22 protein-coding genes are annotated in these 25,265 nt (G+C 72.5%); 13 read left to right on the top strand and 9 right to left on the bottom strand.

The features are described 5' to 3' along the window. Nucleotides 1–57: 57 nt before the first annotated feature. The 3 genes from afsR (at nucleotide 58) to JK364_RS16135 (ending at nucleotide 4,042) form a co-directional block, all read left to right on the top strand. Complete coding sequence (afsR, locus tag JK364_RS16145) at nucleotides 58–2,991, top strand: SARP-family global regulator AfsR (protein WP_201851761.1); 2,934 nt, start codon at nucleotides 58–60, stop codon at nucleotides 2,989–2,991. Between the two features lie 382 nt (nucleotides 2,992–3,373). Beyond that, a complete protein-coding gene (locus tag JK364_RS16140; RefSeq protein ID WP_230992001.1) occupies nucleotides 3,374–3,628 on the top strand; it encodes a hypothetical protein in 255 nt (84 codons plus the stop codon). 237 nt (nucleotides 3,629–3,865) lie between these two features. After that, nucleotides 3,866–4,042: a hypothetical protein gene (locus JK364_RS16135; RefSeq protein WP_201851760.1), complete on the top strand. Its 177-nt coding sequence runs from the start codon at nucleotides 3,866–3,868 to the stop codon at nucleotides 4,040–4,042. 177 nt (nucleotides 4,043–4,219) lie between these two features. On the opposite strand, the gene JK364_RS16130 is transcribed toward JK364_RS16135, so the two are convergent. Next, nucleotides 4,220–5,830 carry a FadD3 family acyl-CoA ligase gene (locus tag JK364_RS16130; protein ID WP_201851759.1) on the bottom strand — a complete coding sequence of 537 codons (1,611 nt, stop codon included), beginning with the start codon at nucleotides 5,828–5,830 and terminating at the stop codon, nucleotides 4,220–4,222. Nucleotides 5,831–5,946: 116 nt separating this feature from the next. On the opposite strand from JK364_RS16130, the gene JK364_RS16125 reads away from it, so the two are divergent. From JK364_RS16125 to JK364_RS16115, 3 genes are read left to right on the top strand one after another with little or no spacing between them, the layout of a single operon-like run. Then, complete coding sequence (locus JK364_RS16125; RefSeq protein WP_201851758.1) at nucleotides 5,947–7,113, top strand: lipid-transfer protein; 1,167 nt, start codon at nucleotides 5,947–5,949, stop codon at nucleotides 7,111–7,113. Between the two features lie 8 nt (nucleotides 7,114–7,121). Then, complete coding sequence (locus JK364_RS16120) at nucleotides 7,122–7,607, top strand: Zn-ribbon domain-containing OB-fold protein (protein ID WP_201851757.1); 486 nt, start codon at nucleotides 7,122–7,124, stop codon at nucleotides 7,605–7,607. Then, nucleotides 7,604–8,371, top strand: a complete 768-nt coding sequence (locus tag JK364_RS16115) for an enoyl-CoA hydratase/isomerase family protein (protein ID WP_201851756.1) — start codon at nucleotides 7,604–7,606, stop codon at nucleotides 8,369–8,371. Before JK364_RS16120 ends, JK364_RS16115 begins: the two co-directional genes overlap by 4 nt. Nucleotides 8,372–8,404: 33 nt before the next feature. Here JK364_RS16115 and JK364_RS16110 read toward each other — a convergent pair whose 3' ends face one another. The 4 genes from JK364_RS16110 to JK364_RS16095 form a co-directional block, all read right to left on the bottom strand. Beyond that, entirely contained in the window at nucleotides 8,405–8,965 is a 561-nt protein-coding gene (locus JK364_RS16110; RefSeq protein WP_230992000.1) for a PT domain-containing protein, read from the bottom strand. A 134-nt stretch (nucleotides 8,966–9,099) separates the two neighbouring features. Next, on the bottom strand, nucleotides 9,100–9,669 hold the full coding sequence (locus JK364_RS16105) for a hypothetical protein (protein ID WP_201851754.1): 570 nt from the start codon (nucleotides 9,667–9,669) through the stop codon (nucleotides 9,100–9,102). A 238-nt stretch (nucleotides 9,670–9,907) separates the two neighbouring features. After that, nucleotides 9,908–12,610, bottom strand: a complete 2,703-nt coding sequence (locus tag JK364_RS16100) for an outer membrane protein assembly factor BamB family protein (protein ID WP_201851753.1) — start codon at nucleotides 12,608–12,610, stop codon at nucleotides 9,908–9,910. A gap of 230 nt (nucleotides 12,611–12,840) precedes the next feature. Beyond that, on the bottom strand, nucleotides 12,841–13,770 hold the full coding sequence (locus JK364_RS16095) for a VOC family protein (protein ID WP_201851752.1): 930 nt from the start codon (nucleotides 13,768–13,770) through the stop codon (nucleotides 12,841–12,843). A gap of 413 nt (nucleotides 13,771–14,183) precedes the next feature. Here JK364_RS16095 and JK364_RS16090 point away from each other — a divergent pair, with 413 nt between their 5' ends. Then, complete coding sequence (locus JK364_RS16090) at nucleotides 14,184–14,831, top strand: TetR family transcriptional regulator (RefSeq protein ID WP_201851751.1); 648 nt, start codon at nucleotides 14,184–14,186, stop codon at nucleotides 14,829–14,831. A gap of 276 nt (nucleotides 14,832–15,107) precedes the next feature. Here JK364_RS16090 and JK364_RS16085 read toward each other — a convergent pair whose 3' ends face one another. Then, nucleotides 15,108–15,590 (bottom strand): nitroreductase family deazaflavin-dependent oxidoreductase, encoded by a 483-nt coding sequence (locus tag JK364_RS16085; RefSeq protein ID WP_201851750.1) that lies wholly within the window; start codon nucleotides 15,588–15,590, stop codon nucleotides 15,108–15,110. Beyond that, nucleotides 15,590–16,978 carry an acyl-CoA dehydrogenase family protein gene (locus JK364_RS16080; RefSeq protein WP_201851749.1) on the bottom strand — a complete coding sequence of 463 codons (1,389 nt, stop codon included), beginning with the start codon at nucleotides 16,976–16,978 and terminating at the stop codon, nucleotides 15,590–15,592. The genes JK364_RS16085 and JK364_RS16080 overlap by 1 nt, the downstream gene beginning before the upstream one ends. Nucleotides 16,979–17,169: 191 nt before the next feature. Between JK364_RS16080 and JK364_RS57000 the strand changes: the two genes are divergently transcribed. The 3 genes from JK364_RS57000 (at nucleotide 17,170) to JK364_RS16070 (ending at nucleotide 19,431) form a co-directional block, all read left to right on the top strand. After that, nucleotides 17,170–17,298, top strand: a complete 129-nt coding sequence (locus JK364_RS57000; protein WP_269146248.1) for a hypothetical protein — start codon at nucleotides 17,170–17,172, stop codon at nucleotides 17,296–17,298. A 198-nt stretch (nucleotides 17,299–17,496) separates the two neighbouring features. Beyond that, a complete protein-coding gene (locus JK364_RS16075; RefSeq protein WP_201851748.1) occupies nucleotides 17,497–18,675 on the top strand; it encodes a thiolase C-terminal domain-containing protein in 1,179 nt (392 codons plus the stop codon). A 69-nt stretch (nucleotides 18,676–18,744) separates the two neighbouring features. Beyond that, nucleotides 18,745–19,431 (top strand): pyridoxine/pyridoxamine 5'-phosphate oxidase, encoded by a 687-nt coding sequence (locus tag JK364_RS16070; protein ID WP_201851747.1) that lies wholly within the window; start codon nucleotides 18,745–18,747, stop codon nucleotides 19,429–19,431. 188 nt (nucleotides 19,432–19,619) lie between these two features. Here JK364_RS16070 and JK364_RS16065 read toward each other — a convergent pair whose 3' ends face one another. Together JK364_RS16065 and JK364_RS16060 are read right to left on the bottom strand one after the other, a co-directional pair. Next, on the bottom strand, nucleotides 19,620–20,090 hold the full coding sequence (locus tag JK364_RS16065) for a Zn-ribbon domain-containing OB-fold protein (RefSeq protein ID WP_201851746.1): 471 nt from the start codon (nucleotides 20,088–20,090) through the stop codon (nucleotides 19,620–19,622). Further along, nucleotides 20,072–20,524: a DoxX family membrane protein gene (locus JK364_RS16060; protein ID WP_201851745.1), complete on the bottom strand. Its 453-nt coding sequence runs from the start codon at nucleotides 20,522–20,524 to the stop codon at nucleotides 20,072–20,074. The genes JK364_RS16065 and JK364_RS16060 overlap by 19 nt, the downstream gene beginning before the upstream one ends. A 241-nt stretch (nucleotides 20,525–20,765) precedes the next feature. On the opposite strand from JK364_RS16060, the gene JK364_RS16055 reads away from it, so the two are divergent. The 3 genes from JK364_RS16055 to JK364_RS16045 all read left to right on the top strand — a co-directional run bounded on the left by JK364_RS16055 (nucleotide 20,766) and on the right by JK364_RS16045 (nucleotide 25,232). Then, nucleotides 20,766–21,920 (top strand): flavin-containing monooxygenase, encoded by a 1,155-nt coding sequence (locus JK364_RS16055; RefSeq protein ID WP_201851744.1) that lies wholly within the window; start codon nucleotides 20,766–20,768, stop codon nucleotides 21,918–21,920. A 230-nt stretch (nucleotides 21,921–22,150) separates the two neighbouring features. Then, nucleotides 22,151–24,400, top strand: coding sequence for an acetate--CoA ligase family protein (locus JK364_RS16050; protein ID WP_201851743.1), 2,250 nt, complete (start codon nucleotides 22,151–22,153; stop codon nucleotides 24,398–24,400). Nucleotides 24,401–24,416: 16 nt separating this feature from the next. Continuing rightward, nucleotides 24,417–25,232 carry an enoyl-CoA hydratase/isomerase family protein gene (locus JK364_RS16045; RefSeq protein ID WP_201851742.1) on the top strand — a complete coding sequence of 272 codons (816 nt, stop codon included), beginning with the start codon at nucleotides 24,417–24,419 and terminating at the stop codon, nucleotides 25,230–25,232. Nucleotides 25,233–25,265: the final 33 nt, after the last annotated feature.

Raw genomic sequence — 25,265 nt, 5'->3', positions numbered from 1 at the left:
CCGCCGCCGACAAGGCAAACTGACCCGTGCGACTGGGAAGCACAGGCAGGGGGAGACATGGCCCGCGACAAGGAGCAGGCGCAGCGGCAGCACATGCGCTTCACCGTGCTCGGACCGGTCCGGGCGTGGCGGAGCGAACAGCAGCTCAGCACCGGCTCACCGCAACAACGAGCGCTGCTGGCAGCGCTGTTGCTGCGGGGCGGAAGAACCGCGACGGCCCCGGAGCTGATCGACGCCCTCTGGGGAGACGACCCCCCGGACGCGGCGATCGCCGCGCTGCGCACGTACGCCTCCCGGCTGCGCAAGGCCTTCGGGCCCGACTCCGAGGTGCTGGCCAGCGAGTCGGGCGGGTACGCGATCCGCGTCGGTCTCGGCGCCCTGGACGTCGACGTGGTCGAGCAGCTGGCCACCGAGGCGGAGAAGGCCCAGCACTCGGGGGACCGGCTGCGGGCGCGCGAGCTGTTCGGCAAGGCGCTGGACCTGTGGGACGGCGAGCCGCTGGCCCAGGTGCCGGGGCCGTACGCCGAGACGCAGCGGGTGCGGCTGACCGAGCGGCATCTGTCCCTGGTCGAGGCGCGCCTGGACCTCGACCTGGAACTCGGCCACCACGCGGAGGCCGTCTCCGAGCTGACCGCCCTGACCGCCGCCCATCCACTGCGGGAGCGGCTGCGCGAACTGCTGATGCTGGCCCTCTACCGCAGCGGACGGCAGGCCGAGGCGCTCGCCGTCTACACCGACACCCGCCGGCTGCTCGCCGAGGAGCTGGGCGTGGACCCCTGCGCGGAGCTCTCCGAGCTCCAGCAGCGCATCCTCCAGGCCGATGCCGAGCTCGCCGCGCCGAGCGCCGCCGCGGAGCAGGCCCCGGCCGGGCCGGTCTTCGTGCGGCCCGCGCAGCTCCCGGCCTCGGTCTCGGACTTCACGGGCCGAGTGGCGTTCGTGAAGGAGCTGGGCGACCACCTGGCCACCGCCGAAGGGCATGTCATGGCCGTGTCAGCGGTCGCGGGGATCGGCGGAGTCGGCAAGACGACCCTCGCCGTCCACGTGGCGCACACCGCGCGCCACCACTTCCCGGACGGCCAGCTCTACGTGGACCTCCAGGGCGCGGGCCCGGCCCCGGCCGAGCCGGAGGCGGTCCTCGGATCCTTCCTGCGGGCCCTCGGCACACCGGACACCAGCATCCCCGACGGCGTCGAGGAGCGCGCCGCCCTCTACCGCTCCACGCTGGACGGCCGCCGCGTGCTGACGCTGCTGGACAACGCGCGGGACGCGGCCCAGGTGCGTCCCCTGCTGCCCGGTACGGAGGGCTGCGCCGCCCTGGTCACCAGCCGGATCCGGATGGTCGACCTGGAGAGCGCCCACCTGGTCGACCTGGATGTGATGAGCCCGGAGGAGGCCCTCGCCCTCTTCACGCGGATAGTGGGCGAGGAGCGGGTCGTCAGCGAGCGCGACGCGGCCATGGACGTCGTCGCGGCGTGCGGCTTCCTGCCGCTCGCCATCCGCATCGCCGCCTCCCGCCTCGCCGCCCGCCGCACCTGGACCGTGTCCGTCCTCGCCCGCAAGCTGGCCGACGAGCGGCGGCGCCTGGACGAGCTGCGCGTGGGCGATCTGGCGGTCAAGGCCACCTTCGAGCTGGGGTACGGCCAGCTCGAGCCCCAGCAGGCACGGGCGTTCCGGCTGCTGGGCCTCGCCGAGGGGCCCGACATCTCGCTGGCGGCGGCCGCGGCCGTCCTCGACCTCGATGTCGACCGCGCCGAGGACCTCCTGGAATCCCTGGTCGACACCAGCCTGCTGGAGTCCGCCGCCCCCGGCCGCTACCGCTTCCACGACCTCGTGCGCCTCTTCGCGCGCGCCTGCGCCGAGCGCGATGAGCAGCCGCCCTCCGAGCGGGACGTGGCGATGTCCCGCCTCCTGGACTTCTACCTGGCGACGGCCGCCGAGGTGTACGGGCTCGAGCGGCCCGGCGACCGGCTGGTGGACCACCTGGAGACGACGCGCTACCCCGGCCTGGCCTTCCCGGACCGCGAGGCCGCGCTGGACTGGCTCTTCGCCGAGTCCGACCCGCTGCTCGCCTGCGCCCAGCAGTCGGCCGCCCGCCCGGACACGCTGCGCCGCGCCGCGGACCTCCTGATGGCGGCGGTCGACCTGGCCGAGTCCGGGGCCAATTCGCGCCAGTACGAGATCACCGCGGTCGCCATCAGCGACGCGGCGCAGGTGCAGGACGACGCCCACGCGGAGGGCCGCGCCCGCACCTTCCTCGCCCATGTGCGCAGCCTGGCGGGCCGTTACGACCAGGCCGACGACGAGGCCCGCCGGGCCGCGGCACTGGGGCTGGCCGCCGACGACCCGGTCCCCGCCTGCCGCGCGCTGAACCAGCGCGGCATCATCGCGCTCGTCCAGCAGCGGCTCAACGAGGCGGAGACCCACCTCCTCCAGGCCATCACCGCCTTCCGCAAGGACCGCAACGCGCCGGGCGAGGCCAGCGCCCTGTGCAATCTGTCGCGCGTCCACCTGGAGCTGGCCCGGGTGGCGAGCGCCGTCGAACTGGCCCGGCAGGGCGTCAAGATCTACGAGGACCTGGGGCGCACCCTGCGCCTGGCCAACGGCAAGTACGCGCTCGGCCTGGTCCTGACCCGGGCGGGACGCCCGGACGAGGCGCTCGCGCACCTGACGGACGCGCTGTCCCTGTTCCACGAGAGCCGGCAGCCCCTGTGGGAGGGGATGACCCACCAGCGCATCGCGGAGGCCCACCTCACGGTGAACCGGCCGGCGCAGGCCGCCTCGCACGCCGAACAGGCCCTCGCCCTGCGCGGCATCGGCGGCGAATGGCGGCGGGCGATCGTGCTGACCGTGCTGGGCAAGGCGCTCATCGCGATCGGCCAGACCGGCCGCGCCGAAGCCTGCTGGCGCGAGGCGCTGTCCATCCACGAGCAGTTGGGCGCCGCCGAGGCGGACGAGGTGCGCGGGCTCCTGGAGCCCGCGGCGGCCGCGTAACGGGCCCACGGCCGCGTAAGGGCCACGGCCGCGCAAGGGCCGCAGGCGCGTAAGGCCCGCGGCCGCGCAACGGGCGGCTCGGGCGGCGGTATCGGGCCGCGCTATCGGGCGGCTCGGGCGGCGGTGTCGGGGGGCGCTGCGGCGGCCGCGCAACCGGCGGCGCGATCGCGTAAGGCCCTGCGACACCGCGTTCATCAATCGTTTATCGCCGACGGTCAGTCTTGAAGCAGTCGATCCGTCCCCGCGGGGGGCAGACGGGTCGGTTGTCGGGTCTCACCACTAGCGTGAGCAGCCCTGAGATGCCCGTCCGGCGACCCACGGGGGAGTCGCCGGGCGGGCGTCGCCACACAACCTGCCGCCCTATCCCATGGAGCTGATCCGTATGACCCAGGACAAGAAGCCAGAGTCCGACGCCTACCGGCCGCTCGACGAGCACGCGCCCGTGCCGCCGCGGCTCACCACGCAGGACGAGCACGCCCCTGTGCCGCCGCAGCTCTCCACCCAGGACGAGCACGCGCCGACACCCAAGCCCCTGACCGCCAAGGACGAGCACGCGCCCGTGCCGCCGCAGCTCTCCACCCAGGACGAGCACGCACCGGCACCCAAGCCCCTGACCGCCAAGAACAAGACGGCGTAACAGGTAGGCAGCAGGCAGGCGGGAGCAACACACAGGGCCCACGGGGCACTTCGCAGGGATCGGTCCGTCGGTGGCACGGAGGGGGTGCCATCGACGCCGATCCCTGCTGTCGCGTGGGTCGCCATGACGAGGTATTTCCTCAAGTCGAACCCATTTTCGGTGAGAATGGCTTACAAACGGGCACTTCATCATTAGATTTCTTTTTGGATAGCAATCTTGCTTCTCATGGAGAGTCATATGACCAGAACAAAGAAGATCCTCGTCGTGTTCGCCATCGCAACGGCCGCCGCCCTCAGCGCCTCGGCCCCGGCCCTCGCCGACGAGCACATGCCGGCGCCCGGCCAGTCCGTAACGGCCGAGCAGGGGGGTCTGTTGAGCGTGCAGGACGAGCACATGCCTGTCGCCCCCCGGTGAGCGGTGAGGGGCCGGGCCGGAGCGCTCGGCCCCTCGGCCTTGCCGCTCCCGGGACAGCGGGCCCTGGGGCCACCAGGTCCCCAGGTCCATAGGCCCCCAGGCCCCTAGGACACTAGGCCACCAGGGCCCTAGGCCAGCAGGGCCCTTGGACCACTAGGCCCCCAGGCCACTAGGTCCCTAGGACAGTGACCGCCCCGCCCGCAGCTTCGCCTTGAGGACCTTGCCGCTGGCGTTGCGCGGCAGTTCGGCGAGGAACTCCACCTGCCGGGGCACCTTGTAGTTGGCCATCTCGCGGCGCGACCAGGCGATCAGGTCGTCCGCCGTCAGCGTCGAGTCCGGGCGGCGGACCGCGTACGCCTTGGCCACCTCGCCCAGGCGCGGATCGGGGATGCCGATCACGGCGACGTCGGCCACATCCGGGTGGCGGGCGATGAGTTGCTCGATCTCGGCGGGATAGGCGTTGAAGCCGCCGACGATGAACATGTCCTTGATGCGGTCGGTGATGCGCAGATTGCCCTGCTCGTCCATCACCCCGACATCGCCCGTCCGCAGCCAGCCATCGGGGGTGATGGTGCGGGACGTGGCGATCGGATCCTCGAAGTAGCCGGATGTGACGTGGTAGCCGCGGACCCAGACCTCACCCGGGCGCCCCGGGGGGAGTTCACGTCCGGTGGCCGTGGCGATCTTGACTTCGGTGTCCGGGATCGCGCGGCCCGCCGTGCCCGCGATGACCTCGGGCGGGTCGCCGCGGCGGCACATCGTGACGGTGCCGGACGCCTCCGTCAGACCGTACGCCGTCAGCACGGTGGCGACCCCGAGCTCCGAGCGCAGGCGCTCCACCAGTCGCAACGGGACCACGGCGGCGCCGGTGACGACCAGGCGCAGGGTGGACAGGTCGTGGGCGGCGCGGGCGGGATGGTCGAGCAGGGACTGGTGGAGGGTGGGCGGGCCGGGGAGTACGGTGACGCGCTCGGCGGCGATATTGGCCAGGGCCGTCTCCACGCTGAACACCGGCTGCGGCACCATCGTCGCACCGCGGCTCAGACAGGCGATGATGCCCGCCTTGTAGCCGAAGGTGTGGAAGAACGGGTTCACGATGAGATAGCGATCGCCCGCCGTCAGCCCCGTGATCTCGCTCCAGGTGTTGAAGACCCGCACGGTCTGGGAGTGCGTGGTGACCACGCCCTTGGGGTGACCGGTGGTGCCGGAGGTGAAGGTGATGTCGGAGGGGTCCGCGGGGCGCACCGCCTGCGCCCGGGAGCGGACCTCCTCCGGCGGCACGGCGTCGCCCAGCGCCAGGAAGTCCTTCCAGGTGCGGAAGTCCTCCGGGCCGTTGTCCGCGAGGACGACCACCTCCCGCAGATAGGGCAGGCCGGGCAGGGGGCCGTGGCCCGGCCCCTCCCCCGCCGCCCGGCGCAGGGACGCCACATACGAGGTGCCCAGGAAGGTGCCGGTGATGAACAGATGCGTGGCCCGGGTGCGGCGCAGCACATACGCCGCCTCGCCGCCCTTGAAGCGGGTGTTGACCGGGACCAGCACCCCGCCCGCGGTGACCGCGCCGAGCGCCGCCACGATCCAGTCGGTGGTGTTGGGCGCCCAGATCGCGGCGCGGTCGCCCGGTTCGAGGCCCGAGGCGACGCACGCGGCCGCGGCGCGCTCGATCCGGGCGCCGAGCTCCGCGTACGAGATCCGGGCGCGGCCCTCGACGACGGCCTCGTCCGGGCCGTATCGCTCGACCGCCGCCCTGATCAGGGCCGGGATGGTGTGCCCCTGCTCCATCGGTTCCATTGGACCGCTCCCCTCCCCGGAACCCGGGACGGACGACCCCAGTAGCTGACTACCCGTCAGATTAGCGGTAGCCTTCCCCGCTGTCAGCACCGGTGAACGCGACCACGGAGGTGGCCATGGGGGCGACAAGGGCGACGGCGACCTTGAAGGACGCGACGGCGATAGCCGGTATCGGGCAGACCCCCTTCGCCAAACGCCTGCCAGAGTCCGAGAAGACCCTCGCCTGCCGGGCGATCCTCGCCGCGCTCGACGACGCGGGCATCGCCCCGTCCGAGGTGGACGCCTTCGCCTCGTACACCATGGAGGAGACCGACGAGGTCGAGATCGCCAAGGCCATCGGCGCCGGGGACGTGACCTTCTTCGGCAAGGTCGGCTACGGGGGCGGCGGTTCGTGTGCGACCGTCGCGCACCTGGCCGCCGCGATCGCCACCGGGCAGGCGAGCGTCGGGGTGGCCTGGCGGTCGCGCAAACGCGGCAGCGGACGGCGCCCCTGGACCAACACCCAGGTGCAGCTGCCCACCCCGGCCCAGTGGACCCGGCCGTACGGGCTGCTGCGCCCGGCCGATGAGATCGGGCTGCTGGCCCGGCGCTATATGCATGAGTACGGGGCGACCCGCGATCACTTGTTCAATGTGGCGCTGGCCTGCCGCAACCGGGCCAATCAGAACCCCGCCGCGATGATGTACGACCGCCCGCTGACCCGCGAGATGTATATGACCGCGCGCTGGATCAGCGAACCGCTCTGCCTCTTCGACAACTGCCTGGAGACCGATGGCGCCCTGGCCTGTGTGCTGGTGTCGGCCGAGCGGGCGCGTGACTGCCGGCACCGGCCCGTGTACGTCCACTCCGCCGCCCAGGGGCTGCCCGCCCAGCACCACGGGATGGTCAACTACTGGAACGACGACCCGCTGACCGGCCCCTCCTGGACCGCCGCCCGCCGGCTGTGGAAAACCGCCGACTTCGGGCCGCAGGACGTGGATGTCGCGCAGATCTACGACGCGTTCACCGCACTGATCCCGCTCTCCCTGGAGGGCTACGGCTTCTGCGCCCGCGGCGAGGGCGCCGCCTTCACCGAGGGCGGCGCGCTGGAGATCGGCGGACGGCTGCCGCTCAACACGGGCGGGGGCGGCCTCAGCGAGGCGTACGTCCATGGCTTCAACCTCATCACCGAGGGGGTCAGACAGCTGCGCGGCACCGGCACCGCCCAGGTCCCCGGCGCCACGACCTGCCTGGTCACGGCGGGTGAAGGGGTTCCCACATCGGCCCTGCTGCTGAGGAGTTGAACGACGGCATGACACAAACGGAGACGACGAGGGCCGCGAGTGGCGGGGGCGACCCGGCCGATGGGCTGCTGGCGCCCGTGCCCGACGACGACGGGGCACCCTTCTTCGCCTACGCGGCGCGCGGCGAACTGCGCGTCCAGTGCTGCGCGGGCTGCGGCGCATCGCGCTTTCCGCCCCGGCCCTGCTGCCCGCACTGCCAGTCCTTCGAGAGCCTGTGGAAAAAGATGAGCGGCCGTGGCCGGATCTGGTCGTATGTGCTGCCCCATCCCCCGCTGTTGCCCGCCTACGCGGCACAGGCGCCGTACAACGTCGTCCTCGTGGAGCTCGCGGACGCCCCGCGCATCCGGCTGGTGGGCAATCTGGTCGCCGCCGCGGACGCCGCGCTGAACTCGGTCCCGCCGGAGCGGATCCGCATCGGCGCGCCCGTGAAGGCCGCCTTCCATGAGGTAGAGGGCGGGCTCACGGTGGTGCGCTGGCTGCTGGAGCGGCCATGACGGTCCGCATACGGGTGGCGGAGGACGGCGTCGCGGTCGTCACCCTCGACCGGCCCGAGCGGCACAACGCCATCGACCTGGAGACGGTCTCGGAACTGACCGCCGCATGGCGGCGCTTCCGCCGGGACGACGCGGTCCGGGCCGTCGTCCTCACCGGCGCGGGCGGCCGGGCCTTCAGCACCGGCATCGACCGCTCGATGGAGGTCGCGCAGCCGCCGTCGCCCTACGCGATGGACGATCCGCTGCGCACCGTCGGGCCCAAGGCGAACGACCTGTGGAAGCCGGTGGTCGCGGCGGTGGCCGGGATGGCCTGCGGCGGGGCGTTCTATCTGCTGGGCGAGGCCGAGTTCATCGTCGCCGACGAGACGGCGGCCTTCTTCGATCCGCACACCAGCTATGGGATGGTCAGCGCCTATGAGGCCGTCTATATGGCGCAGCGGATGCCCATGGGCGAGGTCGCGCGGATGGCGCTGATGGGAACGGCGGAACGGCTCTCGGCCCGACGGGCGTATGAGACGGGCCTGGTCAGCGAGGTGACCCCGGCCGGTGAGGCCCTTACGGCGGCCATCCGCGCCGCGTCGGCCATCGCGTCGTACCCGACGGAGGCGGTTCAGGGCACCGTAAGGGCGCTATGGGCGGCGAAGGAGGCGGCGCTGGCCCAGGCGCTCGCGCAGGCCCCGCAGTTGATCGCGCTGGGCAATCTGCCGCCGGAGCGCCAGGCCGCGCTCTTCGCGACCCGCACGCCCGGCTTCCGTACGCGGTGAGGCCGTCCGCCTCGTACCGATCGGCTCAGGGCCTCAGGTGGAGCTCGGGTACTTGAGCGCCGAGGTGACCTTGCAGGTGAAGGACGTCTGCTGGGTGAGGGTGCGGTAGGAGGTGGCGCTGAGGGTCTGGCTGCTGCCGGACGCCACGGTGACGGACTTGTAGTCGGAGCCCAGCAGGCTGCCGCCGTTCTGGTCCTCCCACTCGATGGTGATCGAGTAGTGCATGGACTGCGTCTCGGGGTTCCTGAGGTTGAGGGTGTACTGGAACGAACGGGTCGACTCGTCGTAGTCGCAGCCGGTGGCGGTGATGTCGTTCGTGCCGTCCGAGTTGTAGGTGGGCGGCGCGGAGTAGGTGTAGGAGGGCGTGGGGGCGTCGTAGGACGGCAGATCGGAGGGCGCGCCACTGGGCAGATCGGTGGGCATGCCGCTGGGGAGGTCGGTGGGCAGATCGGTGGGGCCGGACGCCGGGTTGTCGTTGCCCCCGCTCCCGCCCGAGACAAAGCCCCCGAGGCCGCCGTCGTGGCTGCCGCCCTTCTTCTTTCCGCAGCCGGTCAGCGCGATGAGCCCGACCAGGGCGACGGCGCATATGCGCATGGAGCGGCGTTGCATGGTATTACCCCCGTTGAAAGACACATTCAAGCCAAATGCAGCCTGTTGACAAGTGCACGCCACCCTAGCAACGGGTTTTCCTACCCCAAAGTCACATGTCAGCGCGCCTGTCCCGGCTCTCAGAGGACGGAGACGACCTCGCACCGCACCACGGTTCCCACAACCGAGGGCTCGTCGAGCGGCACCCTTACGGTCCGCGACTTCCCCGCGGGTACCCGCACATCGGCGCGGCCGGAGGTGAGCGTCATGCCGTCCCGGTCCTGGAAGTTCATGTCCACGAGGTAGGTCCCGGCCGTGCCCGAGCGGTTGCGCACCTTCACGGTCGCCGCCGGACGGCCGCTCTTGTCCTTGCCCTTTTCGGCACAGGCGACGACCGTCGCCTGTGGCTCGTAGGACGACGCCGAGCCGCCCGAGGAGCCGCTGGAGGCGCTGTCGCCGTAGTCGTCATCGTCGTAGTCGCGGTAGCGCGAGCCGCCGGAGCCCGAACCGGTGGTGGAGCTCTCGTCGTCGGAGTCCGAGTAACCACCCGAGCCGGAGCCAGAATCGGAGCCCGACCCCGACGAGTGGTGCGAGGACGAACTGGAGCAGCCACCTCCGCCACCCCCGTGGCCATGGCCACGCCCCTTGAACCCGGTGAGCGCCACCAGCACCACGGTGAGCACGGCCGCCAGCCGTAGACCACGCCGCATCACAGACCCCGTTCCCCCGAAGACCGCGCAGAGTTACCCATCGACCTCCCGGCTCCCAGGAGGTCGATGAACGCCCGCAACCGTAGCAGCAGTTGTCAGGGACACGGCCTGCGACCTGCCGTCTCCGGTGCGCCGCCGCGTGGCCGCGTCACCGTCGCGTCGCAGCCTCGCCGCCCTGTCGCGCCACCGCCTCGCCGCGTGGCCGCGTCGCCGCCTTGTCGCGTCACCCGGGGATCGATCAGGCCCGGCCGCCCGACGGGCGGGACTGGCCGGTGCCCTTGACCGCGTCCAGCGCGTAGACGCAGCGGTCCTTGCTGCACGCGTACACCACGCCCCCGGCGGCCACCGGGGACCCGGTGATCTCGCCGCCGGTCGCCAGCTTCCAGCGCAGCTGCCCGCCCGCCGCGTCCACCGTGTAGAGGCAGTGGTCGGCCGAGCCGAAGTGGACCCGGCCGTCGGCGACCACCGGCGAGCCGATCACCTCGCCGCCCGCCGCGAACCGCCACTTGGGCGTGCCGGTGACCGCGTCGAGCGTGTAGAGCGCGCTGCCGCTGCCCAGATGGACCGAGCCGTCGGCCACCAGCACCGGCTCGATCGACTGCCGGGCCTCGGTGGCGATGCGCCAGCGGTCGCGGCCGTTCGCCGCGTCCAGCGCGTACACCGTGCCCAGATAGTCGGCGATGTAGATACCTCCACCGGTCACCGCGGGCCCCGGCGCGTACGCGGGGGCGCACAGGAAGACGGCGGGCGCCTCGAAACGCCACCGCACATCCCCACGGGCGATGTCGAGCGCGAGCACCCGCGTCCCCGCCGAGACGTAGACCGCCCCGTCGGGCGCCGCCAGCAGACGCAGCGGCACCCCGCCGCACGACGCCGCGTCGCCCACCGGATACGACCAGCGCTCCGCGCCGGTGCGCGCCTCCAGGGCGCGCAGCCGCGCGTCCGCCCACACATACACCGTGCCGTCGTGGACGGCCGGGCCGGACTCGGGCGTCTCGAAGTCGGTCTGGAGGCCCTGCATCTCCCACAGCAGCTCGCCGTTGGCCGCCTCCCACGCCTGGACGCCACCGCCGCGCGTGCCGGTGACGACCGTGCCGCGGTCGACCTTCAGGGAGTAGACCCAGCCATCGGTCGACAGCCGCCAGCGCTCGGCGCCGTCCTCCGCGTCCAGCGCGTACAGCGTGGGGCCGTCGGAGGCGTGGATCCGGCCGTTCGCCACGGCCATCGCCCACGCCACGTCGCGGGTCTTGAACTGGCGCCGGCCGGTGCCCACGTCCAGCGCGTGCACCTCGAACGAGGTCACGTACAGCAGCTCGCCGGCGACCGCCGGGGTACCCCATACGTCGTTGGACATGCGGAACCGCCACGGGCGCCAGCGGCCGTGCCCGGCTCCGCCGGGCGGCTCGGGCGGCTCGGCCGACGGGGAGTGGGTCGGCGGCGGGACGGCGGCCATACCGTCGCCCCCGTTCAGCCCTCCGCTCGTCACCCCGGCCGGCGGGCGCACCCAGCCGGTGGCGGGGCCGGTGCCGTGCTGCGCCTGCGGGTCCCGCGCGTCGGCGGCCCGGAGCCCCGGGCCGATCGGTACCTGCGAACCGGGCAGCCGGACCGACCCGTCGGCCCCGGCGGGCGCCGGAGCGGGCGCCGCGGCGACGGGCGGAGCAACGGGCGGGGCAACGGCGGCGGGCGGGGCAGCGGCGGACGGGGCGGCATGCCGCCCGGGTCCGATGGAGCCCAGCGCGCTGGGCGGGCTCGCGGCCTCCGGCGCGCGCAGACCGCCGCGCGGATCGCCCACGCCCACGGGCTCCCAGCCGCTCGGGCCCACGGGCCCGCTCGCGGCGGCGCCGTGCCGCCCGCCATGGCCGTCCGGGGCGGCTCCCGCGGCGGGGGCGTACGAGGGTGGCGGCGTGGGCGGACGCTCCGGCGGGAGCGGCGCGGACGGGCGGCTGCCCGCGCTCGCGGCGCTTCCGGCGTTCCCCGCGTCTCCGGCGTGCCCGCCGGGGCGGCCGCCTCCGGCCGCGGGCCGGGAGGAGCCGCGCACCTGGTTGCGGCCGCTGCGCTTGCGCTCGATGAGCGCGACGGCGCCGGGCGGCAGCCAGGCCGAGGCCGTACCGCTGTCGTCGGCGTTGGAGGCGAACAGATGCGGTGCCAGCTGGGACTGCAGATCGGCCGGGGACGGCCGCCGCTCGGGCTCCATCTGCATGCACGACTCGATCAGCGGCCGCAGCTCATCGGGCAGCCCGGCCAGGTCGGGGCCCTCACGCAGCAGCATGAACACGGTCTCCACCGGGTTGGCGCCGTGGAAGGGCGCGTGCCCGGTGGCCGCGAAGGTCAGGGTCGAGCCGAGCGAGAAGATGTCACTCGCGCCCGTCACACTGCGCGAGTCGCGCGCCTGTTCGGGCGACATGTAAGCGGGGGTGCCGACCGCGACGTTGGTCATCGTCAGCCGGGTGTTCGAGACACCGGAGGCGATACCGAAGTCGATCACGCGCGGGCCGTCCTCGACGACCAGCACATTGGACGGCTTCAGATCCCGGTGGACCAGGCCCGCGCCATGGATGGACTGCAGCGCCTCGGCGACCCCGGCCGCCAGCCAGCGCACCGCCTGGGCCGGCATCGGCCCGCACTCGTTGATGATCTCCTCGAGGGAGGGCGCGGGCACATAGGCCGTGGCCAGCCACGGCACCGCGGCGCGCGGATCGGCGTCCACGACCGCGGCCGTATAGAACCCGCTGACCGCGCGGGCCGCCTCCACCTCACGGGTGAATCGGACACGGAACAGCTGGTCCTCGGCGAGCTCGGTCCGGACCGTCTTGATCGCGACCCGTCGGCCCGATGCCGAGCGGGCCAGATAGACCAGCCCCATGCCGCCCGCGCCGAGACGGCCGAGCACCTCGAAAGGGCCGATCCGCCTCGGATCGTGCTGCGTCAGCTGCTCCACCACTTGCCTGCCACCTCCCCGTGGGGGCTTGAAAAAATACAGCCCCGTGCAGCGTCTCACCGACAAACCAACCGGCGGCACGCATCCTGCATTCTCTCTGGCGAAGGCGGCGGTTGCGAACCCGGGGGCGAATCGTCGTGTCATCGGGCGATACGGAGCCGGGGTCCGTCCGGTTCGACCGGGGACCATCCAAGTGCCCGCAGGCCCGTATCGCCCAGTTATTCGCCCCGGGTTCAGCCCGCCGTCGAGGTGTCGATGACGGCGAATGCCGCGCCCTGATTGTCCGCAAGGACCGCGAAACGCCCGTACGGCGTATCTTCGGCGGTCTTGAGAACCCGCCCGCCCAGCCTGTGGACCGTGCGCAGCGTCTGATCACAATCCGCCACCACAAAGTACGTCAGGAAGTGGGCGGGCAGAACGGCCGGGTACTCCTCACCCATCACGACGCGTCCGCCGATCACGTGACGGGGGTCCGGGGGCTCCCCGCGCAGCGTCCACAGGACCACGTCGGCCGGTGCGCCCTCGGCGGAGGGCGGCGTGGAGGGCGCGCCTGGGGGCGGCACGGAGGGCGCTGCGGACGGCTCCGTGGAGGGCACTGCGGATGGCGGCGCGGGAGGCTCTGTGGAGGGCTCTACGGACGGCGGCGCGGAGGGCGGCGCGGAGGGCGGCATGGCGGGCGTCATCCCGTAGCCGAAGACCGCCCGGTAGAAGGCGTCCACGGCGCGCGGCTGACGCGTGTGGACCTCGGTCCAGCCGTACGAACCGGGCGTGCCGCGCCGCGCGAAGCCGGTGTGGCTGCCCGCCTGCCAGATCCCGAAGACGGCGCCGCCCGGGTCGGCGGCCGTCGCCATGACGCAGAACTCGTCGATCCACACCGGCGGGGTGATCACCCGGCCACCGGCCTCGCGGATCCGCACGGCGGTCGCGGCGGCGTCCCGGGCGGCGAAGTAGATGTTCCAGACGGTGGGCATCCGTCCGTCCGGCTTGGGCACCAGCCCCGCGACGTCCTTACCGCCGAGAAGGGCCCGGGTGAACGTGCCGTAGCCGGTGGCGATCTCCTGGAAGGTCCAGCCGAAGAGCTCACCGTAGAAGCGCCGGCCCGCCGCGAGGTCGGACAGCAGTACATCCGCCCAGCAGGGCACGCCTTCCGCGAATGCCGCCATGGCCCGGATCCTCCCGCGTCCCTCGGTCCTCGGACTTGCTCGCCTCGGAGCTTGCTCACAGCCCGTTTGGAGATGGTTGGCACGTGTTTGGAACCGCTTGGTTCGTTCACCTCACTTGCCACGCTAACGGGGGATCGCCCGGTCTGCTCGCCCCGGAACTCGAAATATTTGGCCAATCCTTTTGGCTCGGAGACGGATCCGACCTCGTCATCCACCGTTGTTATCCACAGGCTGTTGATAACACGATTCACACGTGTGGGTGAGCGGTGATTGAGGGCTTGACGACTGTGGACAGGGGCCGGAATCAGCCATTCCAGCCTGCTCAGCGAGGTTCACAAACCTCCCCATCCCGCCCTAACCCCATTTGCACGCAGCCGAATCGCGCTCCGATCACCCCTCGGTAAGCTGACGGCATGACAGGACAAGTACGCACAGTCGACGGGCGGGTGGCCGGTCGTCGCGGGCAGGCGACGCGGCAGAAGCTGCTCGACTGCCTCGGCGAGATGCTCAGCACCTCCCCGTATCGAGACGTCAAGGTCATCGATGTCGCACGTAAGGCAGGGACCTCGCCTGCGACGTTCTACCAGTACTTCCCCGATGTGGAGGGCGCGGTCCTCGAGCTCGCCGAGGAGATGGCGAAGGAGGGCGCGAACCTCACCGATCTGGTCGCCGACCGCTCCTGGGCCGGCAAGTCGGGGGCGACCGCGGCGGAGGACCTGGTCGAGGGGTTCCTCTCCTTCTGGCGCAAACACGACGCCATCCTGAGAGTGGTCGATCTGGGCGCCGCCGAGGGTGACAAGCGGTTCTACAAAATCCGCATGAAGATCCTCAATTCCGTCACCAACTCCCTGACGGACGCCGTCAAGGAGCAGCAGGCCAAGGGCCGGATCGACGGGGACCTCAACCCCGGGGCCATCGCGGGCTCGCTGGTCGCCATGCTGGCGTCGGTCGCGGCGCACCAGAAGGGCTTCCAGAGCTGGGGCGTCAAGCAGACCGATCTCAGGCCGAGCCTGACCTGGCTCGTCCACCTCGGCATCACTGGTCGCAAGCCGCCGAAGTAACGAATCCGCGCCCCCTCCCCTGGCCTCCCTTCCCCCGGCCTCCCTTCCCCGGCCCCTCCCGGCCGGCTGCCCGGCCGGGCCCGCACGTCCTGTCACGCCGCGGCGGATCACTCCCCAGTGATCCGCCGCGGCCCTTTTGCGGTCACCGGTCTGTTCGGCCCTGGGCTCGACCATGGGGGAGGGATGGGGGAGGGAACGGGGACCGCGCCGGGGCGCTGGGCGCCCCCGAAACGGAGGGACCGGCTCAGCCCTCCCCCACGGCCCCGGCGGACCGGCTCAGCCCTCCTCGACGCGGTGGAGGCGGAAGAGGCGGATCTCGCGGTCCACCCGGGACTGGTAGGTCGCGTAGGGCGGCCAGAAGGCGAGGACCGCGGCCCAGGCGGCCTCGCGTTCGGCGCCCTCCAGCAGCCGTGCCCGGACGGCGATATCCCGGCCCCGCCGGCTGATCTCCGCTTCCGGGTGCTTCAGGAGGTTCGTGGTCCAGACCGGATGGCCCGGACGGCCGAAGTTGCTGCCGATCAGGATCCAGGTACCGCCGTCCTCCGGCATGCAGGCCAGCGGCGTACGGCGGGGAAGCCCGGACCTCGCGCCGCGCGCCGTAAGGATCACGCCAGGCAGCATCCGCGCGCTCGGCAGCACCTTGCCACGGGTCAGCCGGTGGACCGTTCGGTCGAACGCGGGGATGACATGGGGGGCGACCTTGGCGAAGGCGCGGGTCGAGGAGACCTTACGGACCAGCTTCACACCGTAACCGGCCATCAGACCGTCACCGCCTTACGCAGCCCATCGCGCCCGTCCGGCCCGTCTCGCCCGTCCGGCCCACCGTGCCTGCCGTCCCCGTTGGGACCGCCGCTTCCGCCGCGCCCGCCGCGCCCTTCGTGGCCACCGTAAGGAGCGCGATCAGCCGCGCCGAAGAGCCCCTCCCGTTCCGCTGCCCGGGCCCGCAGCCGGTGGACGGGACCGAAGAGCAGCTCGTCCGAGGCGGCCCGCTTGAAGTAGAGATGCGCGTCATGCTCCCAGGTGAAGCCGATACCGCCGTGCAGCTGCACCGCCTCGGCCGCCGCCGTGCGCTGCGCCTCCAGCGCCTGCGCGAGCGCCAGCCCGCCCGCGACCGCTGCTTCCGTGCCACCCGCACCGCCCTCGGCCGCGGCCCATGCCGCGTAGTACGCCGCCGAACGGGCCGCCTGCACCGCGACGTACACATCCGCCAGCCGGTGTTTGACCGCCTGGAAGGAGCCGATGGGACGGCCGAACTGCTCACGCGCCCGCACATACTCGACCGTCCGCGCGAGGGCCGCGTCCGCCGCCCCCACGGCCTCGGCGGCGAGCACGGCCGCGGCCGCCGTACCCACGGCCGCCAGCGCCCCGGCCACCGCCTCCCCGCTCCCGTTCCCGCCGTCGTCCACCCCCAGCAGCTCGGCCGAGACGTTCCGCAGCTCGATCCGGGCCTGCGGCCGGGTGGCGTCGAGCGCGGTCAGCCTGGTGCGGGCCAGCCCGTCCGCCCCCGCCCGGACGAGGAACAGCAGTGTCCGCCCACGCGTATAGCCCCCAGCGCGGGCGGCGACCAGCAGCAGTTCGGCGCTGTGCCCGCCCGGCACCTGCTCCACCTGCCCGTACAGCCGCCACCCCGTGCCGCCGTCCCGGTCCGGGCGCGCCTGGACACCCCCCGCGCGCCCCCCACCGGCCCACGCGCCTTCCCGCCCCCCACCGGCCCACGCGCCGTCCCGCGCTCCTACGAGCCCCAGCGCTTCGGGCAGCGCGCGCCCCGGCACGGCGAGGGCCGCCGTAAGGGCGCCCTCCGCGATGCGCGGCAGCAGCTCGGCGCGCTGCGCCTCCGTCCCGACCACGGCGACCAGGGGCGCGGCGAACACGGCGGTGGCCAGGAGCGGCGAGGGGAGCAGCACCCGCCCGGTCTCCTCACAGGCCAGCGCCAGCTCGGTGACGCCGCAGCCGACGCCCCCGTACGCCGCCGGAAGGGCGAGGCCCGGCAGCCCGAGCGTCCGGGCGAGCTGCCGCCACAGGGCCTCGTCATAGCCGGGCGCGGTCTGGACCGCCGCCTTGACCTCGTCCGGTCCGCACCGCTCCCGCAGCAGAGTGCGCAGCGTACGGCGGATCTCGTCCTGTTCCTCGGTGAACGCGGCGTCCATCGGCGAGCACCTCCGTTTTCTGACGGGCCGTCATACTAGGGACGAGCTCCGGACTTTCCCACCCCTCCCACCCCATCCGCGGCTAAGCTGCTGCCGCCCCACCACGTTCCTCCCCGCATCCTCCGCCGGAGCGCGACCGGACCGGCGGTGGCCCTGTCCTCCGGGGCCTGTCGGAGGAGCGAGGAGGGGTAATGGACGATCGGAGCACGCAGGAGACGAGCGACGCCCGGTGGACCGGCCCGGACAGGTGGCAGGTCGTGATCGGAGTGCTGAGCCTTCTGGTGGCGATCGCCGCTTGCGTGGGGCAGTTCCTGCAGTAGCCGGGCGCCTCACGAGTGGTCCGGACGGGGCTTGTGCTCGAGGCGCGGGCACGGCCATACGGGAGATCGTCCGGACCACCCCCTTCCCCCTGGACCTCGGCGCACTCACCCCCGGCGGCGCCCTGGTGCCCGCGGGCGCCCACCGCGGGGCACCTGCGCCCCCTTCCGCTCCAGCGAATCTGATGTACCGTCAGATTCATGCCGTCCGCAGCGCAGCGCAACCGTAAGGTCGCCGTCGTCGGCGTCTCCCTCTCCGACTGCGGCCGCGTCGACACGGCCACCCCCTACGCCCTCCACGCCCAGGCCGCCCGCCGGGCCCTCGCCGACTCCGGTCTCGACCGGTCGGTCGTCGACGGCCTCGCCTCGGCGGGGCTCGGCACCCTCGCGCCGGTCGAGGTGGCCGAGTATCTGGGGCTGCGGCCGACCTGGGCCGACTCGACGGCCGTCGGCGGCTCCACCTGGGAGGTCATGGCGGCGCACGCGGCGGACGCGATCGCCGCCGGGCACGCCCGCGCCGTTCTGCTCGTCTACGGGTCCACCGCCCGCGCCGATATCCGGGCGGGCCGCCGCACCGCGAATCTCTCCTTCGGGGCGCGCGGACCGCTTCAGTTCGAGGTCCCGTACGGGCATACGCTGGTCGCCAAGTACGCGATGGCCGCGCGCCGCCATATGCATGCGTACGGCACCACACTCGAACAGCTGGCGGACATCGCCGTTCAGGCGCGTATCAACGCCGGGCACAATCCGGATGCGATGTTTCGCGAACCGATCACGGTCGATGACGTCCTGAGCGGCCCGATGATCGCCGACCCCTTCACCAAACTGCACTGCTGCATCCGCTCGGACGGCGGCTGCGCGGTGCTGCTCGCGGCCGAGGAGTACGTACCGGACACGGCGAAGGCCCCGGTATGGGTGCTGGGTTCGGGCACGGCCGTCTCGCACACCACCATGTCCGAATGGGAGGACTTCACGGTCTCCCCGGCCGCGGCCTCCGGGCGGGCGGCCTTCGCGCGGGCGGGCGTCCGGCCGTCGGACATCGATGTGGCCGAGCTCTATGACGCCTTCACCTATATGACCCTGGTGACGCTGGAGGACCTCGGCTTCTGCGCCAAGGGCGAGGGCGGGGCGTTCGTGGAGAAGGGGCGGCTGACGCGGGACGGCGAGCTGCCGACCAACACCGACGGCGGCGGCCTCTCCGCCTGCCACCCGGGGATGCGCGGACTGTTCCTGCTGGTCGAGGCGGTACGACAGCTGCGCGGCGAGGCCGGGGAGCGACAGGTGCGCAAGGCGGGCGGGCGGCTGCCGGAGCTGGCCGTGGCGTCGGGCACGGGGGGCTGGTTCTGCTCGGCGGGCACGGTGGTCCTGGGCCGCGGCTGACGAGCCTGCGCCGGCCGTACGTACGCCCCGCTTGCCCCGGCCCCTCACGGGTGGTCGGATGGGGAGCCGATGAGCGAGAACGAGGATGAGGCATTCCGCGCCCTGCTACGCGGCCTGCGCGTACCCCATGCGGGCGAACTGCCCGCCTTCGACCCGGCCACCGCCCCGGACGCACCGCTTCCGCTCTTCCGGCGGTGGCTGCGGGAGGCCGCCGAGGCGGGCGAACCCGGGCCGCACACCATGACCCTGGCCACCGCGGGCGCCGACTGCCGCCCGTCCCAGCGCACGGTGATGCTGCACGACGCCGATGAGCGCGGCTGGCACTTCGGCACCCACCGCGGCAGCCGTAAGGGCCGAGAGCTGGCCGAGCAGCCGTACGCCTCGCTCGCGTTCCACTGGATGCGGTCGGGCCGTCAGGTGCGCGTCAGCGGGCGGGTCGGCGAGACCGGACCGGAGGAGAGCGCGGCCGATCTGCGCGGCCGCTCCCCCGCGGCGCTCGCGGCGGCGCTGGCCGGGAGCGGACGGCAGAGCGAGGTGCTCGGCTCCTACGAGGAGCTGCTACGGGCCTTCGAGACGGCCTACGAACGAGCCGAACGCGAACCGGACGCGACCGCTCCCACCTGGACCCTGTACGTCCTGGAAGCCGATGAGGTCGAGTTCTACCAGGAGGAGGCGCGGCGGCGGCACGTGCGGGTCCGCTACCGCCGCGACCCCGGGGAGCCCGGCGGCTGGCGGCGAGAGCTGCTGTGGCCATAACGGCGGCACGGCCGTACGGCCACGACCGTAAGGCGTACGACGAGAAGGCGACGCGACCGTAAGGCGGCGGGCAGCGCCCCGAAGGGGCGCGGGGCCGTGTCGATGTGCGGCTCCGCCGCGCGGGCGCGACCAGCCGCGACGGCGCCGAGCCTGACCGACGCCCCATCGCGACACTTCCAGCGGAGCCCTTAGGCAGGCACCGGCCGGAAGACAGGAACGACCGGCCCGTCCCCCTCCGCCGCCTCCCCGGCCCCCGCCGCCCGGAACGCCGCCTGAAGCCGCATCCCCACCCTCGGCCCGCTCTCCGGGACCTCGATGAGCTCGGTCATCATCCGCGGCCCCTCGGCGAGGTCGACGACGGCGGCGGTGTACGGGAGGCGGGCGCCGAACGGCGGCAGGTCATTGCGGTGCACCACGGACCACGTATAGAGCGACGCGGCGCCGCTCGCCGCCTCCCAGACGACGTTCTCGCTCCAGCAGTACGGGCAGAACTCGCGCGGGTAGTGATGCGCCCGGCCGCACCCGTCGCAGCGCCGGATCAGCAGCCGGCCCTCGGCGGCGGCGTCCCAGTAGGGGCGGCTGAAGGCGTCGATCTCCGGCAGGTCGAAGCGCGGAGCGCCCGCGGGCGGGGGCGTCGGACTCACAGGAACAGTCCCCATGCCTCGTCGAGCGACCAGGTCTGCCAGCTCATGCCGAAGAGTCCGACCACGGAGATCAGCACCATCATCGAGTTCTGCCCCTGCTCCGCCCAGTCGTGGATCATGAGCAGGAAATAGAGCAGATTGAGCACGATCGCGCCGATCAGGGCGATGGGGGTCAGAAAGCCGAGCGTCAGCCCGAGGCCCAGGGCGAGTTCGGCGTAGACGACGACATACGCCATGACCTTGGGACGGGGTGTGACCACCGCGTCGAAGCCGCCGCGGACGAACGACCAGCGGTGCTTGGCGGCCACGCCCACCGCCCAGCCGATACCGGTGCCGCGCTCGAACCAGTCCTTCTTGTCCTTGTGCCGCCAGCTCTCGAGCCACCACAGGCCGAGTCCAATGCGCAGTACGGCAAGCCATTCGGCCCCGTCGAGCCCGATCGTCCGCATCGTCCCCCACCCTCCCGTCCCGGTGAATCTGACGGTACGTCAGTTTCATGGGACGGGTGCGCCCCGCGCAAGGGGTCGCGCCAGCGGAACAAAAGTCGTCGCACCAACGGAACAAAAACCGACGGGACACCGCCGCGACGGTCCGGCGTCTACCGACCGTGACCTCTCCGCAACCCATCCGGAATCACTTTGACCGGTTGTTTGACCGAAACCCGTCAAATACCCGACTACGCTCACCCGCATGGCCGACCGCTCCCCCGAGAAGTCCTCACCCGTCTATGTGATCGGCGGTGGACCGGGCGGACTCGCCGCCGCTGCCGCGCTCAGCCACCGCGGGATCCACGCCGTCATCCTGGAGAAGTCCGACGCGGTCGCCGCGTCCTGGCGGAACCACTACGACCGGCTGCATCTGCACACCACGCGCAGACTCTCCGCGCTCCCCGGGATGCCGATCCCCCGGTCCTACGGGCGGTGGGTCGGGCGCGACGACGTGGTGCGCTATCTGGAGCGCTATGTCGAGCACCACCGGCTGGACATCGTCACGGGCGTCGAGGTCTCCCGCATCGACCGGTCGTCCGACGACACGGAGTGGATGCTGCGCGCCACGGGCGGCCGTGCGCTGTCCTCGCCCGTGGTCGTCGTCGCGACGGGCTTCAACCACACCCCACGGCTGCCGGACTGGCCGGGCCGCGCCGGCTACACCGGTGAGCTGTCGCACGCCGCCCACTACCGCAACGCCCGCCCCTTCGAGGGCCGTGACGTCCTGGTGGTCGGCGTCGGCAACACCGGCGCCGAGATCGCGGTCGATCTGATCGAGGGCGGCGCGGCCCGGGTGCGGCTGGCGATCCGCACCGTGCCGCACATCCTGCGCCGCTCGACGGCCGGGTGGCCCGCGCAGGCGACCGGCATCCTGGTGCGCAGGCTGCCGCGGCGCGCGGTGGACCGGGCGGCGCGGGTGATGTGCCGGGTGAGCATGCCGGATCTGACCGAGCACGGTCTGCCCTGGCCCGACACCGGGCTCTACACCCGCGTACGGGAGGGCGCGATCCCGGTCCAGGACGTGGGGCTGGTCGACGCGGTGCGGACGGGACGGGTGGAAGTGGTCTCGGCGGTCGACTCCTTCGATCTGGACAAGGTGGTTCTGGCCGACGGCTCGCGGATCAGCCCCGAGGTGGTGATCGCCGCGACCGGCTACCGGCGCGGCCTGGAGGAACTGGTCGGCCATCTGGGCGTGCTCGACGACCGCGGCCGCCCCCTCCCGCACGGCCGACTGACCCTGAAGGGCGCGCCGGGACTGCACTTCACGGGCTATACGAACCCGATCAGCGGAATGCTGCGCGAGCTGGCCATCGACGCCCGGAAGATCGCCAAGACGGTCGCCCGCACGACGGCATGACGGCGGGGCGGCGGGGCGGCATGACGGCGGGGCGGGGCGAGCCGCGATTCCACCGGCCCCGTCGTCACCCTGCGTGTTCCCCACGCCCCGAGCATTCCTGACAGGCCGTCAGTTCAGTAACCTGACTACTGGGTAATGTGACTTGGCGTCAGTTTTGCTGCGGCGACCGACGCCGAATCCCCTGGTCACCTACCCGGTTATTGGCCAACGAGCAGGAGTGGCGGATACCGATGCTTGGATCGACCTACGGCACCCTGACCACCAACTCCCGTCATGCCCGCGCCGTCGCCTGCGGTCAGGCCCCCGGCCCCGCCGTGCATGTCCACAGCAGGCCCGCGGCGGACGGGACCGCCGAAGGCGTGGACGACGTGGACGTCAGCGGGCGCCCACTGACGTCCACCGTCCCCGATCTGGACCGCTTCTTCCATCCCGAGTCGGTGGCCCTCATCGGCGCCTCCGACGCTGACGGCCGCCCCAACACCGGTATCACCCGCCAGCTCCTGGCCTGGGCCGAACGCGTCGGTGCCCGGCTGCACCCCGTGCATCCCTCCCGTCCCGCCGTCTTCGGCATTCCATGCGTACCCTCCGTGGCCGCGCTGCCCGAACCCGTCGACCTCGCCGTCCTCCTCGTCCGCGACCCGCTCCCGGTGATCGAGGAACTCGACGGGAGCAAGGTGAGGTTCGCCGTCGTCTTCGCCTCCGGCTTCGCCGAGACCGGGCCCGAGGGCGCCGCCGCGCAGGCCCGGCTGGCCGCCGCGGCCCGTGGCGCCGGGCTGCGGCTGCTCGGCCCCAACACCAACCTCAACGCCTTCGAGAAGTTCCGCGACGACCTCGACGGGCCCGCCATCGCCCTCATCACCCAGTCAGGCCACCAGGGCCGCCCGGTATTCACCCTCCAGGAGCTCGGCATCCGGCTCAGCCACTGGGCCCCGACCGGCAACGAGGCCGATCTGGAGACCTCCGACTTCATCTCCTACTTCGCCACCCGGCCCGAGGTCGGCGCCATCGCCCTGTACGCGGAGGGGCTGAAGGACGGCCGCGGCTTCCTCCTCGCCGCCGACCGGGCCGCCCGCGCCAAGGTGCCCGTCGTCGCCGTGAAGGTCGGCCGCACCGAGGCCGGCGCCCGCACGGCCGCCTCCCACACCGGCAAGCTGACCGGCTCGGACGAGGTGGTGGACGCGGCCATGCGGCAGTTCGGCGTGATCCGCGTGGACGGCCTGGACGAGCTTCAGGACACGGCGGCGCTGCTCGCCCGCGCCCGCCCACCGCTCGCCGAGGGCGTCGTGGTGTATTCGATCTCCGGGGGCACCGGGGCCCACTTCTCCGACCTCGCCACCGCGGCGGGCCTCACCCTGCCCACCCTCTCCCCCGAGAAGCAGACCGAGCTCCACCAGTGGATCCCCGGCGATCTCAGCGTCGCCAACCCGGTGGACAACGGCGGCCACCCGGTCGGCGACTGGCGCGGCCGCAAGATCATCGACGCGATCCTCGCCGATCCCTCCGTGGGCGTGCTGATCTGCCCGATCACCGGCCCCTTCCCGCCCATGAGCGACAAGCTGGCGCAGGACCTGGTCGACGCGGCGGAGCAGACGGACAAGCTGGTGTGCGTGGTGTGGGGCTCGCCGGTCGGCACCGAGGACGCCTACCGCACCACCCTGCTGGGCTCCTCCCGCGTGGCCACCTTCCGGACGTTCGCCAACTGCATCACCGCCGTGCGCGCCTATCTGGGGCACCACCGCTTCACCGCCTCCTACAACTCCCCGTTCGAGGACGCCCCGCGCACCCCGTCCCCCTCGCTTCGCAAGGTGCGCGACCTGCTGCGCCCAGGAGACCAACTGAGCGAGCACGCGGCGAAACAGCTGCTGCGGGCGTACGGCATCCGGGTGCCGCGTGAGCAGCTCGTGACCAGCGCGGCCGCGGCCGTCCGCGCCGCCGGTCTGGTGGGCTACCCCGTCGTCATGAAGGCGTCCGCGCCGCAGCTCGCCCACAAGACCGAGCTGGGGCTGGTCCGGCTGGGGCTGACCTCGGCCAGCCAGGTCCGCGACACCTATCGGGAGCTCACCGACATCGCCCGCTACGAGGGCGTCGAACTGGACGGGGTGCTGGTCTGTCAGATGGTCGAGCGCGGAGTGGAGATGGTGGTCGGCATGAGCCAGGACCCCCTCTTCGGCCCGACCGTGACCGTCGGTATAGGGGGCGTGCTCGTCGATGTCCTCCGTGACGCTGCCGTACGCGTCCCCCCGTTCGGCGAGGACCAGGCGCGCGCGATGCTCTCCGAACTGCGCGGCCGCGCCCTCCTCGACGGTGTGCGCGGTGCTCCCCCCGCCGATGTGGACGCTCTCGTCGAGGTCGTGCTGCGGGTCCAGCGCATGGCCCTGGAGCTCGGGGACCACCTCGCCGAACTGGACGTCAATCCGTTGATGGTGCTGGAACGTGGCCAAGGTGCCGTGGCACTGGACGCCCTGGCGATCTGCCGCTGACGCATGGAGCGTTACCATGACCTCTTCCCCCCTTGAAGATTCACGTGACTCCGTTCTACGGCACACCACTGACAACGGCGTCTCGTGGATCACGCTCAACCGCCCCGCGGCGATGAACGCCATCACCCCCGACCAGCGAGAACACCTGATTTCGCTGCTGGACCACGCCTCCGCGGACCCGTCCGTCCGGGCCGTCGTGCTGACCGCCACCGGCAAGGGTTTCTGCGCGGGAGCGGACCTGCGCGGCGCATCCGACGGGGCGGAACGCGTCGCGGGCGATGTCGCCCGGCTGATCCGCGGCGGAGCGCAGCGGCTCATCGCCGCCGTCCTCGACTGCGAGAAGCCGGTGATCGCCGCCGTCAACGGCACGGCGGCCGGGCTCGGCGCCCATCTCGCCCTCGCCTGCGATCTGGTGCTGGCCGCCGAATCGGCCGTCTTCATCGAGGTGTTCATGCGCCGCGGTCTGGTCCCCGACGGGGGCGGTGCGTATCTCCTCCCCCGGCTGATCGGCCCGCAGCGCGCGAAGGAGCTGATGTTCTTCGGCGACGCGCTGCCCGCCGCCGAGGCCGAGCGGCTGGGCCTGGTCAACCGGGTCGTCCCGGACGACGACCTGCCCAAGACCGCCCGCACCTGGGCCGAGCGCCTCGCCGCGGGGCCCACCCGCGCCCTGGCCCTCACCAAGGCGCTGGTGAACGCCTCCCTGGAGGCCGACCGCCCGACCGCGTTCGCCGCCGAGGCGGCGGCGCAGGAGATCAACATGACCACGGCCGACGCTCAGGAGGGCGTCCGCGCGTTCATCGAGCGCCGGCCGCCCGGGTACCGGGGCCGCTGAGGCCGCTGAGGCCGCTATGGCCGCTATGGCTGC

The sequence above is a fragment of the Streptomyces endocoffeicus genome, from assembly GCF_016741935.1.
Taxonomy (GTDB): domain Bacteria; phylum Actinomycetota; class Actinomycetes; order Streptomycetales; family Streptomycetaceae; genus Streptomyces; species Streptomyces endocoffeicus.
This window is presented reverse-complemented; position numbering and strand designations above follow the sequence as displayed.

Coding starts and splice junctions, on each gene's coding strand:
- JK364_RS16065 (WP_201851746.1), bottom strand. CDS start 20,090: ATGGGGACTGTTCCTGTGAGTCCGACGCCCCCGCCCGCGGGCGCTCCG.
- JK364_RS16130 (WP_201851759.1), bottom strand. CDS start 5,830: ATGGAACCGATGGAGCAGGGGCACACCATCCCGGCCCTGATCAGGGCG.
- JK364_RS16075 (WP_201851748.1), top strand. CDS start 17,497: ATGCCGTCCGCAGCGCAGCGCAACCGTAAGGTCGCCGTCGTCGGCGTC.
- JK364_RS16105 (WP_201851754.1), bottom strand. CDS start 9,669: ATGCGGCGTGGTCTACGGCTGGCGGCCGTGCTCACCGTGGTGCTGGTG.
- JK364_RS16135 (WP_201851760.1), top strand. CDS start 3,866: ATGACCAGAACAAAGAAGATCCTCGTCGTGTTCGCCATCGCAACGGCC.
- afsR (WP_201851761.1), top strand. CDS start 58: ATGGCCCGCGACAAGGAGCAGGCGCAGCGGCAGCACATGCGCTTCACC.
- JK364_RS16085 (WP_201851750.1), bottom strand. CDS start 15,590: ATGGCCGGTTACGGTGTGAAGCTGGTCCGTAAGGTCTCCTCGACCCGC.
- JK364_RS16080 (WP_201851749.1), bottom strand. CDS start 16,978: ATGGACGCCGCGTTCACCGAGGAACAGGACGAGATCCGCCGTACGCTG.
- JK364_RS16055 (WP_201851744.1), top strand. CDS start 20,766: ATGGCCGACCGCTCCCCCGAGAAGTCCTCACCCGTCTATGTGATCGGC.
- JK364_RS16095 (WP_201851752.1), bottom strand. CDS start 13,770: ATGGCGGCATTCGCGGAAGGCGTGCCCTGCTGGGCGGATGTACTGCTG.
- JK364_RS57000 (WP_269146248.1), top strand. CDS start 17,170: ATGGACGATCGGAGCACGCAGGAGACGAGCGACGCCCGGTGGACCGGC.
- JK364_RS16110 (WP_230992000.1), bottom strand. CDS start 8,965: ATGCGCATATGCGCCGTCGCCCTGGTCGGGCTCATCGCGCTGACCGGC.
- JK364_RS16115 (WP_201851756.1), top strand. CDS start 7,604: ATGACGGTCCGCATACGGGTGGCGGAGGACGGCGTCGCGGTCGTCACC.
- JK364_RS16140 (WP_230992001.1), top strand. CDS start 3,374: ATGACCCAGGACAAGAAGCCAGAGTCCGACGCCTACCGGCCGCTCGAC.
- JK364_RS16125 (WP_201851758.1), top strand. CDS start 5,947: ATGGGGGCGACAAGGGCGACGGCGACCTTGAAGGACGCGACGGCGATA.
- JK364_RS16070 (WP_201851747.1), top strand. CDS start 18,745: ATGAGCGAGAACGAGGATGAGGCATTCCGCGCCCTGCTACGCGGCCTG.
- JK364_RS16050 (WP_201851743.1), top strand. CDS start 22,151: ATGCTTGGATCGACCTACGGCACCCTGACCACCAACTCCCGTCATGCC.
- JK364_RS16090 (WP_201851751.1), top strand. CDS start 14,184: ATGACAGGACAAGTACGCACAGTCGACGGGCGGGTGGCCGGTCGTCGC.
- JK364_RS16045 (WP_201851742.1), top strand. CDS start 24,417: ATGACCTCTTCCCCCCTTGAAGATTCACGTGACTCCGTTCTACGGCAC.
- JK364_RS16120 (WP_201851757.1), top strand. CDS start 7,122: ATGACACAAACGGAGACGACGAGGGCCGCGAGTGGCGGGGGCGACCCG.
- JK364_RS16060 (WP_201851745.1), bottom strand. CDS start 20,524: ATGCGGACGATCGGGCTCGACGGGGCCGAATGGCTTGCCGTACTGCGC.